At 74.4% G+C, this 17,502-nt stretch carries 14 protein-coding genes and 1 pseudogene; 9 read left to right on the top strand and 6 right to left on the bottom strand.

Features of this window, described 5'->3' with window-relative positions:
- Positions 1–52: 52 nt before the first annotated feature.
- The gene (locus ABEB07_RS30040) at positions 53–616 is read right to left on the bottom strand and encodes a hemerythrin domain-containing protein (RefSeq protein WP_164586375.1); all 564 of its coding nucleotides are present in this window, start codon (positions 614–616) and stop codon (positions 53–55) included.
- Positions 583–1,929 carry a cytochrome P450 gene (locus ABEB07_RS30035; RefSeq protein ID WP_345671217.1) on the bottom strand — a complete coding sequence of 449 codons (1,347 nt, stop codon included), beginning with the start codon at positions 1,927–1,929 and terminating at the stop codon, positions 583–585. Before ABEB07_RS30035 ends, ABEB07_RS30040 begins: the two co-directional genes overlap by 34 nt.
- Positions 1,930–2,217: 288 nt before the next feature.
- Here ABEB07_RS30035 and ABEB07_RS30030 point away from each other — a divergent pair, with 288 nt between their 5' ends.
- The 3 genes from ABEB07_RS30030 to ABEB07_RS30020 all read left to right on the top strand — a co-directional run bounded on the left by ABEB07_RS30030 (position 2,218) and on the right by ABEB07_RS30020 (position 5,440).
- On the top strand, positions 2,218–2,751 hold the full coding sequence (locus ABEB07_RS30030) for a DoxX family protein (RefSeq protein WP_345671216.1): 534 nt from the start codon (positions 2,218–2,220) through the stop codon (positions 2,749–2,751).
- 71 nt (positions 2,752–2,822) lie between these two features.
- Positions 2,823–3,359 (top strand): hypothetical protein, encoded by a 537-nt coding sequence (locus ABEB07_RS30025; protein ID WP_176147835.1) that lies wholly within the window; start codon positions 2,823–2,825, stop codon positions 3,357–3,359.
- A gap of 260 nt (positions 3,360–3,619) precedes the next feature.
- Positions 3,620–5,440: an MFS transporter gene (locus tag ABEB07_RS30020; RefSeq protein WP_425589097.1), complete on the top strand. Its 1,821-nt coding sequence runs from the start codon at positions 3,620–3,622 to the stop codon at positions 5,438–5,440.
- Positions 5,441–5,520: 80 nt separating this feature from the next.
- On the opposite strand, the gene ABEB07_RS30015 is transcribed toward ABEB07_RS30020, so the two are convergent.
- Positions 5,521–5,694: a CsbD family protein gene (locus ABEB07_RS30015; protein WP_345671214.1), complete on the bottom strand. Its 174-nt coding sequence runs from the start codon at positions 5,692–5,694 to the stop codon at positions 5,521–5,523.
- Positions 5,695–5,842: 148 nt separating this feature from the next.
- Between ABEB07_RS30015 and ABEB07_RS30010 the strand changes: the two genes are divergently transcribed.
- Positions 5,843–7,456 carry a right-handed parallel beta-helix repeat-containing protein gene (locus ABEB07_RS30010; RefSeq protein WP_345671213.1) on the top strand — a complete coding sequence of 538 codons (1,614 nt, stop codon included), beginning with the start codon at positions 5,843–5,845 and terminating at the stop codon, positions 7,454–7,456.
- Positions 7,457–7,522: 66 nt separating this feature from the next.
- On the opposite strand, the gene ABEB07_RS30005 is transcribed toward ABEB07_RS30010, so the two are convergent.
- Complete coding sequence (locus ABEB07_RS30005; RefSeq protein WP_345671212.1) at positions 7,523–9,088, bottom strand: MFS transporter; 1,566 nt, start codon at positions 9,086–9,088, stop codon at positions 7,523–7,525.
- 264 nt (positions 9,089–9,352) lie between these two features.
- On the opposite strand from ABEB07_RS30005, the gene ABEB07_RS30000 reads away from it, so the two are divergent.
- The 4 genes and pseudogenes from ABEB07_RS30000 to ABEB07_RS29985 all read left to right on the top strand — a co-directional run bounded on the left by ABEB07_RS30000 (position 9,353) and on the right by ABEB07_RS29985 (position 14,229).
- Positions 9,353–9,853 (top strand): ATP-binding protein, encoded by a 501-nt coding sequence (locus tag ABEB07_RS30000; protein WP_345671211.1) that lies wholly within the window; start codon positions 9,353–9,355, stop codon positions 9,851–9,853.
- Positions 9,854–10,092: 239 nt separating this feature from the next.
- Entirely contained in the window at positions 10,093–10,932 is an 840-nt protein-coding gene (locus ABEB07_RS29995; RefSeq protein WP_176147839.1) for an MBL fold metallo-hydrolase, read from the top strand.
- 169 nt (positions 10,933–11,101) lie between these two features.
- Positions 11,102–12,239: pseudogene (locus ABEB07_RS29990) on the top strand (polysaccharide pyruvyl transferase family protein); the annotation flags it as partial.
- 535 nt (positions 12,240–12,774) lie between these two features.
- The gene (locus ABEB07_RS29985) at positions 12,775–14,229 is read left to right on the top strand and encodes an FAD-dependent oxidoreductase (RefSeq protein WP_345671209.1); all 1,455 of its coding nucleotides are present in this window, start codon (positions 12,775–12,777) and stop codon (positions 14,227–14,229) included.
- Positions 14,230–14,283: 54 nt separating this feature from the next.
- On the opposite strand, the gene ABEB07_RS29980 is transcribed toward ABEB07_RS29985, so the two are convergent.
- Entirely contained in the window at positions 14,284–14,616 is a 333-nt protein-coding gene (locus ABEB07_RS29980; RefSeq protein WP_176147841.1) for a hypothetical protein, read from the bottom strand.
- Between the two features lie 238 nt (positions 14,617–14,854).
- Between ABEB07_RS29980 and ABEB07_RS29975 the strand changes: the two genes are divergently transcribed.
- Positions 14,855–15,700, top strand: a complete 846-nt coding sequence (locus ABEB07_RS29975) for an RNA polymerase sigma factor SigF (protein ID WP_164587548.1) — start codon at positions 14,855–14,857, stop codon at positions 15,698–15,700.
- 94 nt (positions 15,701–15,794) lie between these two features.
- Here the strand turns inward: ABEB07_RS29975 and ABEB07_RS29970 are convergent, their stop codons facing one another.
- Positions 15,795–17,453 carry a catalase gene (locus tag ABEB07_RS29970; protein ID WP_345671207.1) on the bottom strand — a complete coding sequence of 553 codons (1,659 nt, stop codon included), beginning with the start codon at positions 17,451–17,453 and terminating at the stop codon, positions 15,795–15,797.
- Positions 17,454–17,502: the final 49 nt, after the last annotated feature.

Genomic DNA, 17,502 nt, shown 5'->3' with positions numbered 1-17,502 from the left:
CGGCACGCGTGCGGGGCCGGCGCCCGGTCCCGCGCGCGTGCCGCCGGGTGCGTCAGCCGGTCTTGCCGCGGCCGGACAGCGCGTCCCTGAGCCGGTCGACCAGTCCGGCGCCGGGCGCCAGGAGCTTGTTGCCGGGCGGGGTGTCGGGGGCGGAGGGGTGCGGGCGCGTCGGCGCGGTCTTCTTCGCCGAGCGCACCTTCTCGCCGAGCTCCTCCAGGTCCTCCGGGCTCGCCGCCTCCCGCAGCCGGGGGAAGAGGTTCTGCTCCTCGTCCGTGATGTGCTCCCGGATTTCCCGCATCAGCCGGCCCATGAACTCGTCGAACTGCGGGTCGGCGGCCTCGCAGCCCTCCAGTTCCTTCATGGTCCGCTCGGCCTCGGAGTGGTCCTCGATCTCCCGGTCGGCGATCTCGTCCCCGTCGGGCAGGTGGCGGCGCACCGCCGGGTACAGGTGCATCTCCTCGGCCACCGAGTGGCGGACCAGTTCGATGACGGCCTGGTCGGCCAGGTCCTTGCGCCTCTTGTCCCCCACCGGGAGGGCTTCGATCTGCGCGAAGATCTCCTCCACCTCGCGGTGGTCGGTGGTCAGTTCGTGGATGACGTCTCCGCCGTGTCCCATGCCGGGGGCTCCTTGGTGTTCGTCTCGTTCTCGGTGTCGGTCGATGTGTTCGTGCGGTGTTCCGGTGCGCGTACGCCGCTCATCACGAAGCCGTCGCGCGGCCGCGTCGGGATGCGGCGCAGCGGTATCCGCAGGTCCTGTGCGGGCACCTCGTACTCCAGGCGGGCCAGCCGCACCGCCAGGCTCTCCAGCAGGCCCAGGGCGACGCCCTCGCCGGGGCAGCGGTGACCGGTGCGCGGGTCGCCGCCGCCCTGCGGGATCAGCTCGTCGCGTTCGGCCGGGTGCTCCAGGAAGCGCTCCGGACGGAAGGCGTACGGGTCGCCCCACAGGCCGGCGTCGTGGTTCTGGCCGTACACGTCCAGCAGGACCATCCCGCCCCGCGGGACCGTGTGCCCGTGCCAGGACAGGTCCCGGGCGGCCAGTCCGCCGAGGAAGGGGGCGAACGGGTAGAACCGGCGCACCTCGTGGGCGAACGCGGTGGCCTCGGCCGGGTCGCCGCCGCGCAGCCGGTCGCGCAGCCCGGGCAGGCGGTGCAGAGCGTGCGCGGCGAAGGCGGCGAACCAGCTGACGGCGACCGTGGGCCGGAGAATGTTGAGCAGTTCCACGGCGGCCGTCCCGGGCGTCAGCCGCTCGCCCGCGCCCTCCCGGTGCCCGGCGACCCGTTCCAGCAGGGAGCCGGGCGCGGCCGGGGTCCGGCCGGAGCGCACGTCGCGCACCAGGCGGGCCAGCCGTTCCTCCTGGCGGCGGCGGGCGTGCCGGGCCCGCCAGTGGCGCGGACCCGGGGTGGCGAAGCCGTCGACCATGGCGATCAGGTCGCGGGCCACCGCGCCGGCCTCGGCGTCCGGCAGCGGGACGCCGGCCCAGCGGTGGACGCCGCGGGTGAGCACCACGGCGGCCTCGTCGAACAGGACGACCCGCGGCCGTCGGGCCCACTCGGCGACGCCCTCGTCCCAGGCGGCGACGACCTGCTCGACGACGCCCTCGATCAGGTCCGCTCCGAGCAGCGGCAGGAACAGTCCCTTGCGCTCGCGGTGGGCCGTGCCGTCCAGGGTGTGCACCGCCCCGTGGCCGAACAAGGTGGCCTGTACGGGGCCGGGGATCGCGCCGTGGCGGTGCACGTTGCGCTCGTCGTAGAAGAACCGCACGGCGTCCGGTCCGCACACGGCGAGGACCGGCTTGCCCATCAGGCGGGTGGTGAGCGCCGGTTCGCCGCCGCTGTCCCGCATGCGCTGCGGCAGCCACGCGTAGCCGCCGGCGAGGAGGGCGAGCGTCTGGTCGGACAGGGGGTGCGGGGGGCGTCGGTCGGCGTCCATGCGGGGGCGGGTGCCCCGGGAACGGGCCGCGGAACCTGCGAAGCCGCGCGGCGGGGCGGTGGCGTGCCCGACGGGGCGGGCGGACGGGTCGGCCGAACGGGTCCGGTGTCCGCCGCGGGCCGGTTCCGAGAACCGCACGGCCGTGCCGTGGCCGATTCCGGGCGCGGGCGCGGCCGGTTCCGGGAGCCGCACGGCCGTGCCGTGGCCGGTTCACCCGGTCGGCTCGATTGCTTCCGGGCGACTCGGGAACCCGGCCAGCGCCGCGTACCCCTCACCCCTGGAGAGGCCATGAGTCTGCTGCGTCTGGCCGGTCGTCCCCTGCTGGCCTCGATGTTCGTCGTCGGAGGCATGAACTCCGTACGCAAACCCGAGGCCGTGACCCCGCTCGCCGAGCCCGTCGTGCAGGCGATCAGGGAGCGTGTGCCGGTCCTGCCGGAGCGCACCGAGCAGGCCGTGCGGCTCAGCGGCGGCGTCCAGGTGGTCGCCGGTGTCATGCTCGGCCTGGGCCGCATGCCCCGGCTCGCCTCCCTGGCTCTGGCGGCGACCCTGGTGCCGACCACGCTGGCGGGCCACCGCTACTGGGACGTCGAGGACCCCGGCGAGCGCGCCCAGCAGCGCATCAACTTCCTGAAGAACCTCTCCATGCTGGGCGGTCTGCTGATCGAGGCCGACGACACCGGCGCCGCGCCCTCCCTGCTGTGGCGCGGCCGGCACTCGGCCCACGAGCTGCAGCGCCAGGCCGCCGTGATGGGCCGTACCGTCCGGGCGACGGCGCGTCCGGCCGCCGTGGCCGGCGGCATCCGGGCCAAGCTGCCCTGCTGACCCGCCGCACGACCCGGCCCGCCCGCACGACCGACCGGCCCGGCCGACGAGCGAGAAGGACGCCTACGCCCATGAACGACGAAGGACGCTCGGGCACCCTGGTGCCCGGCTTCGCCGGGCCGAGCGGGCACACCCTGCTCGGCATCTACCTCAACGACCATCTGACCGGCGCGACGGTGGGCATGGAGCGCTCCCGCCATCTGGCGACGAGTTGCCGGGGCACCGAGATCGGCGACGCCATGGCCCCGATCGTCGCCGAGATAGCCGAGGACCGCAGATCCCTGCTCGCGCTGATGCGGAGCCTCGACCTGCCGGTGCGGCGCTACAAGGTGTACGCCGGACGGCTCGGCGAGCGGGCCGGGCGGCTCAAGAGCAACGGCGCCCTCATCCGGCGCTCCCCGCTCAGCACGCTGGAGGAACTGGAACTGCTGCTGATCGGCGTGAAGGGCAAGGCCTGTGCGTGGGAGGCGCTGCGCGGGCTCGCCGAGCACGACCGGCGGCTCGACGCGGCGCACCTGGACGGACTGCTCGACCGGGCCCGCAGGCAGTTGCGCACCATCGCCGATCTGCGGCTGCGCCAGGCCGAGCTGACGTTCCGCACGCCCTGACGCCGCTGCCGCCCGCCGACTGCCGCCCGCCGACGCACCGCCAGGTGCCCGGCGGGCCGTACCGCCAGGTGCCCGGCGGGCCGTAGTGCGTGGGACCCACAACTATTGCCGGCCCTTGGTTCTACAGTCCAGACTGATAAACCTATCGTTATGACGTGGACGTCGATGAAGCCGTGACGGCGCGCTCGGCGCGGGCGCCGGGTCCCGGGTACAAGTGGGTGGCCCTGTCCAACACCACGCTCGGGGTCCTCATCGCGACGATGGACGCCTCCATCGTGATCATCTCGCTGCCGGCGATCTTCCGCGGCATCGGCCTCGACCCGCTCGCCCCGGGCAACATCGGCTATCTGCTGTGGATGATCCTGGGCTATCTGCTGGTCTCCGCCGTCCTGGTGGTGGTGCTCGGCCGCCTGGGCGACATGTTCGGCCGGGTACGCATCTACAACCTGGGCTTCCTGGTCTTCGCCTGCGCCTCCGTCGCCCTCTCCCTCGATCCGTTCCGGGCCGGGGCCGGCGCGCTCTGGCTGATCCTGTGGCGGATGGTGCAGGCGTTCGGCGGCTCCATGCTCACCGCGAACTCCGCCGCGATCCTCACCGACGCCTTTCCCGCCCGGCAGCGCGGGATGGCCCTGGGCGTCAACCAGATCACCGCCCTGGCCGGCCAGTTCCTCGGCCTGCTGGCGGGCGGCCTGCTCGCCGCGGTCGACTGGCGCGCGGTGTTCTGGCTGAGCGTGCCCATCAGCGTGACCGGCACCGTCTGGTCGTACCTGAGCCTGCGCGAGACCTCCACCGGGCGGCGCGGACGCGTCGACTGGCTGGGCAACGCCACCTTCGCGACCGGCGCCGGCATCCTGCTCGCCGCCCTCACCTACGGCATCCAGCCCTACGGCACGAGCGCGACCGGCTGGGGCAGCCCCTGGGTGCTCGCCGGGCTGTCCGGCGGCGTCCTGCTGCTGGCCCTGTTCTGCTGGGTCGAGAGCCGGGTCGCCGAACCGATGTTCCACCTCGGGCTGTTCCGGGTGCGGGCGTTCGCCGCGGGCAACCTGGCCGCGCTGCTGACCGCGGTCGCCCGCGGCGGGCTCCAGTTCATGCTGATCATCTGGCTCCAGGGCATCTGGCTGCCGCTGCACGGCTACGCCTTCGAGGACACCCCGCTGTGGGCCGGGATCTTCATGCTCCCGCTGACCACGGGGTTCCTGCTCGCAGGCCCCGTCTGCGGGTACCTCTCGGACCGGTTCGGCTCCCGGCTGTTCTCGACGACGGGTCTGCTGCTGGTCGCGGCCTCCTTCGCCGGTCTGCTCGTGCTGCCGGTCGACTTCCGCTACGGGCCGTTCGCGGGACTGCTGCTGATGAGCGGGTTCGGGCAGGGCATGTTCTCCGCGCCCAACACCTCCTCGATCATGGGCAGCGTGCCGGCGGAGTACCGGGGCGTGGCCTCGGGCATGCGCTCCACCTTCCAGAACTCCGGTACCGCCCTGTCCATCGGGGTCTTCTTCTCCCTGATGATCTCGGGGCTGGCCGCCTCGCTGCCCGCCGCGCTCGGCGACGGGCTGCGGGCGCACGGGGTCCCGGCCGGCGCGGCCGGGCAGGCCGCCTCGCTGCCGCCGGTGAGCACGCTGTTCGCCACGTTCCTCGGGAACAATCCGATCGAGCACCTGCTCGCCGCGGGCGGCACGCTCGATCACCTGTCGGCCGGACAGCGGCGGACCCTGACCGGCCACACCTTCTTCCCGCAACTGGTGTCCGGTCCCTTCCACCACGGGCTGACCGTCGTCTTCGGCGTCGCCGCCGCCATGGCGCTGGTCGCGGCCTTCGCCTCCGCGCTGCGCGGTGACCACCGGCGGCTGCCCGACGCGCCGGCCGGCGCCCGCACATCGTCCGGCGAGGGCGGGCCGTCCGAGGCCGCGCCCTCCGCGCAGGCACCGCCGACGACGACAGCACAGACAGCACAGACAGCACAGACAGCGCGGACAGCGCGGACAGCGCGGACCTCCGCCGGGCGGACGCCGTCCGGGCCCGGGGCGGAACCGCCCGGTGACAGGCCGACGGGGTCCCCGTCCGACGGACGGGGACCCCGCTGAGAGACGTCGTGCGAGGCTCCCTCAGGGCGTCCTCGCGCAGCGCCCGGGCGTCCGCCCGGACCGTGTCCGAGGCGGCAGCCTCACGGCTTCAAGGTGTCCTTCGCCTTCTCCTTGGCCTGCCGGGCGTCGCCCTTGGACTTCTCGGCCTGGCCCTCGGCCGTCATGCGCTCGTTGCCCACGGTGCGGCCGATCGTCTCCTTGGCCTTGCCCTTCATCTGTTCCTTCTTGGCCTTGCCCTTTTCGTCACCAGCCACTGTCGCTCACTCCAAGCCGCAATCGACGTCGGTGTTTCACGGCCTCGGGTGTCCGCGGCGGCGGCCGGCAAACCCGCGAGCCGGCCGCTGTCGCCCGTTCGGCGGCACGGGGTACTCGGCGCGCACCAGCCGGAGAGGAGAGCCCGCCATGCTCGAGACCCTGACCGTCGACGCCCGCGAGCACGGCCTGGCCGGTGACGGGGTGACCAACGACCAGCCGGCGTTCCAGCGCCTGGTGGACGAGCTGGGCGCGGCCTGCGCCGCCGACGGCATGCCGCGGGTGCTGCGCGTGCCCGCCGGGCGCTATCTGATGCGGGACCGGCCCACCCTGTGGCGCAGCGGCGTCTCCCTGATCGGCGCCGGCCGCGGCGCCACCTGCTTCGTGCTGGCCAATCCCGGCGCGCGGACGACGCCGGTGCCGCTGGCCTGGTTCACCGCCGCCCAGCACGGGGCCGGGCGGGACCGCCACGTCGCGGACGTCACCTTCGCCCACTTCGAGATCGACGGCTCGGGTGTGCGGACCGAGGAGTACGACGTGCTGGCCAAGGGGCTCGGGCTCCAGTACGTGCTGCGCGGCCGGTTCAGCGACCTGTACATCCACGACACGGCGGCCACCGGGTTCGGCTGCGACTTCCTCCAGGACACCGTCGTGGAGGGCCTGCTGGTCGAGCGGTGCGGGCGGCAGGACAGCGGCGAGCAGATGGGCGGCGCGGGGATCGGCATCGGCATCGGCGGCTGGGGCCGCGTCGAGCGCCTCACCGTCACCGCCTGCACCGCCGTCGGCAACGGCACCAACGGGATCTTCCTGGAGCTCCAGAACAAGGACTGGCCGCTGACCTGCGGCATCCGCATCACCGCCTGCCACGCCGAGGGCAACCGGTTCGGCATCTCCGACTGGGGCGCGGACGGCCTGCTGGTCACCTCCTCGACCATGATCGGCAACCATGAGGCCGGGTTCGACGTGTCCTCGCAGGGCACCTCGAAGGTCGGCGGCCGGGGCGGCATCGTGACCGGCTGCGTGATCGACGGCAACGTCCGCGACGGGGTCGGGCTGGGCAACACGCCGGGCCCGTACGCCCTGCGCGGCAACCGGATCAGCGGCAACGGGCGCTACGGCTACTGGCAGCACAACCTGGCCGGCGGCGCCGACGAGCCGGCGGTGGACATCGTCCTGGAGGCCAACGACATCCGGGACAACGCCCTGGACGGCGTACGCGTGGACGCGGCGATGCGGGAGGCCGCGATCGTGGACAACCGGATCCGCGACAACGGCCGCCGCAGCGCGGGCGCGGCCGAGGGCGGCGGCGCCGGGGTGCGCTGCACGGCGCTGTCCCTGAGCGACGAGGGGGCCGGCTGGCCGCCGGACGCGCACCGCGGCAAGGAGGTGACCGTGGGGGCGTGGACGGCCGTGGTCACCGGCAACACCGCGACCGAGCTGATCCTGGCGCCGCTGCGGCCCGGCGCGGACACCGCCTGGCCGGACGGCGTGCCCGAGCCGGGCGCCCGGTACCGGCTGCCCGGCACCGTGCAGGCGCGGGCCGGGCTGACCGTGGACGCCGCGGTGTCCGGGACGTGGCTGGACGGCAACCGGATCGGTGACGACCAGGCCGTCGGGACGCAGACGCACGGCCTGCGCGTCACGCCGGACGGGGACTGGAGCAACTGCCGGGTCTTCGACAACGACCTCGGCGGGAACGCCGTCGCGGCCACCCGGTTCGACACTGCGCCCGCCGGGGGCCGGTGGCGCGACAACGACGAGTAGCCCCGACACCGCGCCGGAGCGCCCGCCGTGGCGTCGGGGCCGCCCCGCCGTCCGGATCCGGTCGGGTCATCCCCCGTGGAGCCGGGTCGCGCCTCCTTCGGCCGCCCGGTGCTCGCGCTCCGGGCGGTGGGCGGGCGCGGGGCGGTCCTGGGAGCGGTCGTCGGAGCGGTCGGGCCGGTCCGGGGGCCCGTGGACGTGGTCGTGGCGCCAGTCGGCGACCGCGACCGCGAGGGCCGCCAGTATCGCCACCAGGGCCGCGCCCACCGACAGCGCCACCGCCTCGCGGTAGTCGCGGCCGGAGGCGGCGAGCACGGTGTAGAACAGGCCCGGCAGGGCCGCCGTGCCGATCGCGCCGCCCAGGCGCTGCCCGGTCTGCAGGGCGCCGCCGGCCGCCCCGGCCATCCGCACCGGCACGTCGCGCAGGGTCATCGTGACGTTCGGGGAGATCACGCAGCCGCTGCCCAGCCCGCCGACGAACAGGGCGGGCGCGGCGAGCCAGGTCATGACGCCGGTGGGCGCGGACCACATGATCCAGGCGGCGGCGCCGAGGCCCGCGATCACCCCGATGAGCCCGCACAGGGTGAGCAGCCGTCCCATGCGCTCCACCAGCCGTCCGGACACCACCGCGCCGGCGGCCGAGCCGATCGCGAACGGCGTCACCGCGAGGCCGGAGCGCAACGGCTCGTAGCCGAGGCCGTTCTGGAAGAACAGCGCGAACACCAGCCACACCCCGCTGAAGCCCACGAAGTAGAGCGTGCCGAGCGCCGTGCCGGCGGCGTAGCCGCGGGTGCTGGTGAGCAGTCGCGGGTCCAGCAGCGGCTGGCCGTCGCGGGCGGCGACCCGCGCCTCCCAGCATGCGAAGGCGGCCAGCAGCGCCACGCCCACCGGGAACAGCCACCACAGCCGGCTCAGTCCGCCGCTCTCGGCGAACACCAGCGGCAGCATCAGGGCGAGCACCCCCACGCCCAGCAGGGTCACGCCCGGCAGGTCGAGCCGTTCGCGGCGGCCGGGGGCCACCCGGGGCAGCAGCCGCAGCCCGAGCAGCAGCGCCAGCGCCCCGACGGGCACGTTGACGTAGAAGATCCAGCGCCAGCCCTGGGTGCCGTGGGCGAGGGCCAGGATGAGTCCGCCGGTGACGGGTCCCACGGCGCTGGAGACGCCCACCGTGCCGCCGAAGAGGCCGAAGGCCCGGCCGCGTTCCGCGCCGCGGAACATCTGCTGGATCAGCGCGGAGTTCTGCGGCGCCAGGCACCCGGCGCAGGCGCCCTGCGCGAGCCGGGCGGCCACCAGCCACCCGATCGTGGGCGCGGCGCCGGCCGCGGCGCTGCAGATCACGAAGCCGGCCAGCGCGCACAGGAAGATCCGGCGCCGGCCCATCGCGTCGCCCAGCCGCCCGGCCGGGACCAGGACCAGGGCGAACGCCAGGGCGTATCCGGACACCACCCACTGCACGGCGGCCGCCGAGGCGCCGAGGTCGCGCTGCATCGACGGCAGGGCCACGGCCACGATCGTCACGTCGAGCAGGCTCATGAACCCCGTCGCCAGGGTGACCCACAGGGCCTTCCAGCGCCTGGGGTCGGGGGCGGCCTCCGGCCGGCCGCCGGGGCCGTCCGGCCGCGCTTCGCTGTTCACGCACGCTCCTCCCGGTCGCGGCCCGAGCACGCACCGGCCGTCTCGGCTGTGCGCCGAAGTGGCGCGTTCCCCCGAGGGGCCGGGCGGAACGCCTCGACCACACGAACGTCTCCCCCACACGATCGTCGCTCCCGGCGGCCGCGGCCACTTCGGGCGGCCGCCCGGCGCCTCGCCCGTCCGGTCGGCTTCGGACGGCGAACACCGGGTAGCCGTAGCGAGGTCAGAGAGCACGAACCACGACGAGCGGCACAAAACGGTACTCCTATGATCACCCCTCCGGGTAACAAGGCGCCGGACGAGCGCACGCGCAGCCGGCCCGCCGCCGAGCGGATGCGGCCCGCCGCCGCGTTGCGCTACGGCGCCGCGTGGGTGGCCGGGGCCGCCCGTACCGCCGACGCGCGGCGGGCCGTGCACGCGTTCCTCGCCCTGGCGGCGCGCACCGCCCACGCCTCGGTCACCAGCCGGGCCGAACAGGACGCCCAACTGGTGGTGAGCGAGCTGGTCGGCAACGCGCTGCGGCACGCGCCGGGGCCGTGCGGCCTGCTGCTGGAGCTGTCCGCGGACCGGGCGCGGCTCGGCATCACCGTCTGGGACACCTCCCCGTCGGTGCCGCTGGTCAACGAGCGCGACGGCACGCGGGTGGGCGGGCACGGGCTGTTCCTGGTGCGGGCGTGCAGCCGCGCGCTGGACACCGTCGCCGGGCCCGACGGCAAACTGGTCATCGCCGAGGTGGCCCTGCGGCCGGGGCAGGCCGGCCCGCCGTAGCCACGGCGGGTGACAGCGGGTGACGGCGGCTGCCGGAGCCGGCCCGGACGGGCCGGGACGCGGTGCGACGTAAGCGCGCGGGCCGGGACCGCATGTGGCGTAAGCGCGCGGGCCGGGACGGCGTGCGGCGTATGCGTGCGGGCCGGGACGGGTACTCCGCACGGGTCCGGACGGCGTACGCCTCCGGCCCCGCGGCACGCACACCCGAGACGGGCCCCGCCCGTCGGGCAAGGAGCCCCATGGCCGCCTTCGACGACGCCCTCGACCTGCACTTCATCGGCACCGCGACGGTCCTGCTGCGCTACGGCGACCTCACCCTGCTCACCGACCCCAACTTCCTGCACCGCGGCGAGGCGGCGCACCTCGGGTACGGGCTGGTGAGCCGGCGCGTCACCGAACCGGCCCTCGACGTGGGCGAACTGCCCCGCCTGGACGCGGTGGTCCTGTCCCATCTGCACGGCGACCACTGGGACCGGCGGGCCCGGCGGGGCCTGGACCGTTCGGTGCCGATCGCCACCACCCCGCACGCCGCCCGGCGGCTGAGCGCCCGGCAGGGGTTTCGCCGGGCGGGCGGGCTGCGCACCTGGGAGAGCGGCGTCTTCCGGCGCGGCGGCTCGCAGGTGCGGGTGACGGCGCTGCCCGGCCGGCACGCGCTGCGACCGGTGCCGCGGCGGATGCTGCCGCCGGTGATGGGCGCCATGCTGGAGTTCGGCCCGACCGGCGGACCGGTGCGCCAGCGGCTGTACCTGTCGGGCGACACCCTGCTGTACGACGGCCTGGACGAGATCGGCCGCCGCTTCCCCGCCGCCGACGTGGCCGTGCTGCACCTGGGCGGCACCCGGCTGCCGGGCGGCTTCGTGGTCACCATGGACGGGGCCGAGGGCGCCGAACTCGCCCGCCGTCTCGACCCCGGGCGGGTGCTGCCCGTGCACTACGACGACTACCGCGTCTTCCGCTCCCCGCTCGGCGACTTCCTGACCGAGGCGCGCCGGCTGGGGCTGGCCGAGCGGCTGGTCCACTGCCCCCGCGGGCAGCACGCCCGGCTGCTCCCGCACGCCGACCGCGCCACACTCCGCTGACCTGGTCGGGGGTCGCCCGTCGCCGGGCGGGCGGCCCCCGACCGGACAGGCAGCGGCTGCCGGACCGCCGCCGAGGTGTTTTCCTCGTCAGGTGAAGGCAACTCGGCCCGCGCACCCGCCCGGGACTGTCCGCGCAGTCACCTCCGCCCGCACGCAACCGGAGTTCCGGATGACCACCTCACAGCACCGGCCGCCCGGCCCGGGGGCCCCGCGCATCGGCCTGCTCGGCTCCTACGGCGGCTACAACATCGGCGACGAAGCCATCCTCCAGTGCGTCCTGGGCTGTCTGCGCGGCCACCGGCCCGGGGCCCGGCTGATCGTCTTCAGCCGGGACGCCGAGCACACCCGCGCGCACCAGCCCATGGCCGACGAGGTGGTGCCCTGGGAGGGCGTGCCGTACCGGCAGGTCACCGACGTGCTGGCCGGGCTCGACCTGCTGGTGCTCGGCGGCGGCGGCATCCTCTACGACGGCGAGGCGCGGCGCTATCTGAAGCTGGTGCGCACGGCGCAGACGCACGGGGTGCGCACCTTCGCCTACGCGGTCGGCGCGGGCCCGCTGCGCGAGAGCGACGACCGGGAGGCGGTGCGCACGGTACTGGCCGACATGGACGAGGTGGTGGTGCGCGACCAGGAGTCGCGGCTCGTCCTGGAGGAGGTGGGCGTCGAGCGGGACCTCGTGGTCACCGCGGACCCGGCGCTGCTGCTGCCGCCCGAGCCGTTCACCGCGGAGATGATGCGTCAGGAGGGCGTGCCGGCGCACGCCCGGCTGGTGGGGATGTCGGTGCGCGAGCCGGGGCGGGCGGCGGAGAAGCTGGACGAGGGCGACTACCACGCGCTCCTCGCCGACGTGGCCGACTTCCTAGTACGACGGCTGGACGCGCATGTGGTGTTCATGCCGATGGAACGCCACGATGTGCGGCACGCCCACGCGGTGCTGTCCCGGATGAGCGCGCCGGACCGGGGCCGGATCCTGCACAGCGCCTATACGCCCGGGCAGGTGCTGGGTCTGATGAGCCACCTGGACCTGGTGGTGGGCATGCGGCTGCACTTCCTGATCTTCGCGGCGCTCTCCGGGCTGCCGGTGCTGCCGCTGCCGTACGCCGGGAAGGTGTTCGACTTCGCCCGCCGGCTGGGCGCGCCGGCGCTGGTCGGCGTGGCCCGCGAGCAGGTCGGGCTGCTGCTGGCGGAGGTCGACCGGCTGTGGGACGAGTTCCCGCAGCGCCGGGTGGACCTCGGCACGCGGGTGCGCGAGCTGCGCGAGCTGGCCGCGGAGACCTGTGCGCGGTGCGGGGCGCTGCTGGACGACATGGACCGCCGCGCGGACGGCGCCGCCCCTGTGCCGCCCGGCGACGCCGGCGGCCTCACCGGGGAGGCGGCAAGGTCTGCCGGTGCGGCGGCCGAGCCGGCCGGGAAGGCGCCCGGCCGCGTCCACGACACCGCCGGTCCCACCGAGGAGGCGGCAGGCTCCGCCGAAGACACGGCAGGCTCCGCCGAAGACACGGTCGGTTCCACCGAAGGCGCGGTGGACTTCGCCGAGGGCGCGGCGCGCTCCAGCGAGGGCGCGGCAGGCTCCGCCGACGCTGCCGCCGGTCCCGCGGACGGCACGGCCCGGTCGGCGGACGGCACGGCCCGGCCGGCGCGGAGCACTTCGGGGCTCGCCGCAAGCCCTGAAGGCTCCGAAGATCCCGAAGGCTCCGATGCCACCGCCCCCGCCGCCCCCGCCGAGCCCGGCGGCGGTCCGGGCGGTCCGGGCGGCACGGGCGCCGTCGTGCCGGTCGCCCACGGGTTCGCGCAGGCCCCGGAGGGCGCGGAACGCGGCGGTGGCGTCGGGCGGGAGGACTGATGCCCGTCCTGCCCCGGCCCGAGCGGCCCCGCACCGTGACCCTCCCGCCGCGTACCGCCCAGCACGCCGGACGCACCGACGTGCTGGTGGTGGGCGGCGGCCCGGCCGGGACCGCCGCGGCGTGGGCGGCGGCCGAGGCCGGCGCCGAGGTGACCCTGGTGGAGCGGTACGCGTTCCTCGGCGGCAACGCCACCGTGGCGCTGGTAATGCCCCTGATGTCGTTCCACAACGAGCACAAGCAGGCGGTGTTCGGCGACGACGCCGCCCGGGACCGGTTGCTGCCCACCGACCACGGCGAGGGCGAACCGGTGGTGGCGGGCTTCCTGTGGCGGCTGCTCGACCGGCTCGCCGCGTGCGGGGGCTGCGTGCCGCCGTCCCTGGGGACGGGCTACACCGTCCCGTTCGACCCGGAGCTGTTCAAGCTGGTCCTGCTGGACCTGATGGACGAGGCCGGGGTGCGGCTGCTGTTCCACTCCTTCGCGTCGAGCGCGCTGCCGCTTCAGGACGGCTGGCGGGTGGTCTTCGAGACGAAGTCGGGCCCGGTGGTGATCGACGCGGGCGTCGTCGTGGACGGCACCGGCGACGGCGACGTGGCCGCCGCCTGCGGGGCGCCGTTCGAGGTGGGGCGCTCGGAGGACGGGCGGGTCCAGCCGATGACGCTGATGTTCCGGATGGCCGACTTCGCCCAGGAGCACTTCAGCCGGTACGTCCACGACCACCCCGACCAGTGGCGCGGCGTGCACGGGCTGTGGGACCTGGTCCGGGAGGCGACGGAGGCGGGCGAGCTGCGGCTGCCGCGCGAGGACGTCCTGTTCTTCGGCACCCCGCATCCGCACGAGGTGGCCGTCAACAGCACCCGCGTCACCGGCGCGCTCGGCATCGACGTGTGGGACCTGAGCCGGGCCGAGTGGACGGCGCGCCGTCAGCTGGCCGAGATCGACCGGTTCCTGCGCTCGCGGGTGCCCGGGTTCGAGACGGCGTACGCCGTGCAGAGCGGCACCCAGATCGGGGTGCGCGAGACCCGCCGGGTCATGGGCGACTACCGGCTGACCGGCTACGACATCCTGGACGCCCGGTCCTTCCCGGACGTCGTCGCGCACGGCGCCTACCCCATCGACATCCACAACCCGGAGGGCGCCGGCACCGTGATCCGGCGCGTTCCGCGGGGCCGGTTCTACGACATCCCGCTGCGCTGTCTGCTGCCGGCGGGAACGGACCGGCTGCTGGTCGCCGGGCGCTGCATCTCCGGCTCGCACGTGGCGCACTCGTCGTACCGGGTGATGCCCATCGCGATGGCCACCGGCCAGGCGGCGGGGGTCTGCGCCGCGCTGGCCGGGCGGCTCGGGCGCGCTCCGCGCGAGGTGCCGCACGCCCTGGTGCAGCAGGAGCTGGCCCGGCAGGGCGCACGGCTGCGGCTGCCGGAGGCGGGACACGGCACCGGTCAGAGGGGGTAGGCGCCGCCCGGTGCGAGGCGCCGCCCGGCGCGCGGGGGCGTCGCTCGGGGGGCGTCAGAGCGTGTAGGCGTCGGTGTCCAGGTCGCGCCGTCCGCCGCGCAGCTCGTAGCGGGCGCGCAGCACGGCGGCCGCCTTCTCGCGCGGCACCGCCGCCAGCCCGAAGTGCTGGCGGGCGTACTCCAGGACGTCGTCGACGGTGACCCGCCCGCGCGCGGGACGCCGTCCGCGGCCGGGCTCCGCGGCGGGCGGCTGATCGGCGAGGGCGCGGCGCCGGGCCGTGATGGCGATGTCGGCCGCGACGCCCAGTTGCGCCCGTACGTGCCGGGCCTGCCGTGCCGCCCGCTCGCGCGGCGACCGGCCGCCGAGGCGATGGACCAGACGTCTCATCCCAACCCCCTGTCCCTGCGGCGCCGCGCCCCGGATTCCGGGGCGCGGCACGGTGCTCATGTGTCGTCGTGCGCCTACCCCGGCACGCGCCGGACAGACCTGGCGGACCGATTCTCGGATCGCCGGGAAATAATGGGTGTGAGGTTTCCCGATGGGGGTAGACGCTGCGGAGTCCACCCCGCGATCACGGGCGGACCAGGCAGGCACGACGTACAGGCTGGCAGAGGAGGACCGCACGATGGCGGTGATCACAGAGGTGAAGGCGACTGGGGCTCGGACGGAGCTGCCGGAGGTGGCCGACCCCTCCAAGGTCGCGCCGACCGACGCGCGGGCACTGTCGCGGGTGTTCTTCGACCGGCTGGCGAATCTTGAAGAGGGCACGCACGAGTACCAGTACGCCCGCAACACGCTGATCGAGATGAACATGTCCCTGGTCCGCTACGCGGCCGGCCGCTTCCGCAGCCGGGGTCCGCAGGAGATGGAGGACATCGTCCAGGTCGGCATGATCGGGCTGATCAAGGCGATCGACCGGTTCGAGCTGGCCCGTGAGGTGGAGTTCACCTCGTTCGCCGTGCCGTACATCGTGGGCGAGATCAAGCGCTTCTTCCGGGACACCTCGTGGGCCGTGCACGTGCCGCGGCGGCTCCAGGAGGCGCGCGTCGAGCTGGCCAAGGCGACCGAGGAGCTGAGCAGCCGGCTGGGCCGCAAGCCCAGCACCAAGGAGCTGGCCGAGCTGATGAACCTCCCGGAGAGCGAGGTCGTCGACGCGATGGTGGCCTCCAACGGCTACACCTCCGCCTCGCTGGACGCCGCGGTGAGCGGCAGCGAGGACGGCGAGAGCGTGCTGGCCGACTTCATCGGCGCCGAGGACATGGCGATGGAGCTGGTCGAGGACGTCCACAGCCTGGCCCCGCTGCTGGCCGAGCTGGACGAGCGCGACCGGCAGATCATCCACATGCGGTTCGTGGAGGAGATGACCCAGGCGCAGATCGGCGAGCGTCTCGGCATCTCCCAGATGCACGTCTCGCGTCTGCTCAACCGCCTGCTGGCGCGGCTGCGCCAGGGTCTGCTGACCACGCGCTGAGCCCCGGGCCCGAGTCGAGGGCCGGACGCCGCCGTTCCTGGGGAGGTGGGCGGCGTCCGGCCCTTTCGCGTGCCGTCTCCCGGCCCGCGCGGGGTCAGCGGGTCACGACGTGCCGCTCGTCGGGGACGCAGTGGGTCATCGTGAGGCCCTCGACGTCGCGCGGCGGGTTCTTGCCGAGGTTGGCGAGGCGCTTGCGGTCCTCGTCCGTGAGGTCCTGCCCGGCCAGCGGCTCCAGCCGGGCCACGTCCTCGGGCGAGATGCCCAGCCCCTTGCCGACCCGCAGCCCGAGGTCGTTGTCGACCAGCAGGAAGTGCCACACCATCCGCTCGCGCACCGGGCGGTCGCACTGGGAGAGCAGGCCGGTGAAGTTCTTCACCAGGTCGTCGCGCTCCCAGTCCTCCATCAGCTGGTAGCGCTGGCCGGCCTGGAGGTAGTCGTTGGCGCGCGCGATCCGCCTGCGGGTCAGCCGGCCGCGGATCTCGGGGCCCTGTTCGTCGTGGCGCGGGAGCGGGGCCTCCTGGAGGCCGCCGGTGATCGACGGCTCGTAGTTGACGATCGGGTTCGCCCCGCCGCCGTCGATGTGGTAGGTCATCTGCCCGTCGCGCTGGTTGGTGCGCACCGGGGCGCTCTTCGGCTGGTTGACCGGGAGCTGGAGGTAGTTGGGGCCGACCCGGTAGCGCTGGGTGTCGCTGTAGGAGAAGGTCCGGCCGACGAGCATCTTGTCGTCGGAGAAGTCGAGGCCGTCGACGAGCACGCCGGTGCCGAAGGAGATCTGCTCGTTCTCGGCGAAGTAGTTCTCCGGCATCCGGTCGAGCACCATCCGGCCGACCGGGCGGAGCGGGAAGTCCTGCTCGGGCCAGGTCTTGGTGTCGTCCAGCGGGTCGAAGTCCAGCTCCGGGTGGTCGTGGTCGTCCATCATCTGCACGAGCAGTTCCCACTCGGGGTACTCGCCGCGCTCGATGGCCTCGTACAGGTCCTTGGTGGCGTGGCCGAGGGAGTCCGCCTGGACGTGGGCGGCGTCCTCCTCGGTCATGCTGCGCACGCCCTGCTTGGGCATCCAGTGGTACTTGACCAGGACGGTGCGGCCCTCCTCGTCCACCCACTTGTAGGTGTTGACGCCGAAGCCCTGCATGTGCCGGTAGTCGGCGGGGATGCCGCGCGGGCTGAACAGGTTGACCAGCATGTGCATGGACTCGGGGGTCTGCGACATGAAGTCGAAGATCCGGCGGGGCTGCTGCTCGAAGGTCACCGGGTCGGGCTTGAGGGCGTGGATGACGTCGGGGAACTTGATGGCGTCCCGGATGAAGAAGACGCCGAGGTTGTTGCCGACCAGGTCCCAGTTGCCGTCCTCGGTGTAGAACTTCACCGCGAAGCCGCGCGGGTCGCGGGCGGCTTCGGAGGAGTCCCGGCCGCCGATCACGGTGGAGAAGCGGACCGCGAGGTCGGTGCGCCGGCCGCGCTCCTGGAACAGCTTGGCCCGGGTGTAGCGGCCGATGGGCTCGTCGCCCCAGGTGCCGTACGCCTCGAAGTAGCCGTACGCTGTCACGCCCCGGGCGTGCACCACGCGCTCCGGGATGCGTTCGCGGTCGAAGTGGCTGATCTTCTCCAGGAACTGGTAGTTCTCCAGCGTGGCCGGGCCGCGGGCGCCGACGGTGCGCTGGTTCTGGTTGTCGTGGACAGGGTGGCCCTGCCGGTTGGTGAGGACCTTCCGATCGCCGCCCGGGGCGGCCCCCCTGCTGGATACGTCCGTCATGGCCGTGGACTCCTTCGACTTCGACTCGTCCCGCGGTCGCGGCGCGGCC

Source organism: Streptomyces similanensis, from assembly GCF_039543625.1.
GTDB lineage: Bacteria > Actinomycetota > Actinomycetes > Streptomycetales > Streptomycetaceae > Streptomyces > Streptomyces similanensis.
Note: the sequence above shows the minus strand (reverse complement) of the source record. Positions and strands in the feature narration are given on the sequence as shown.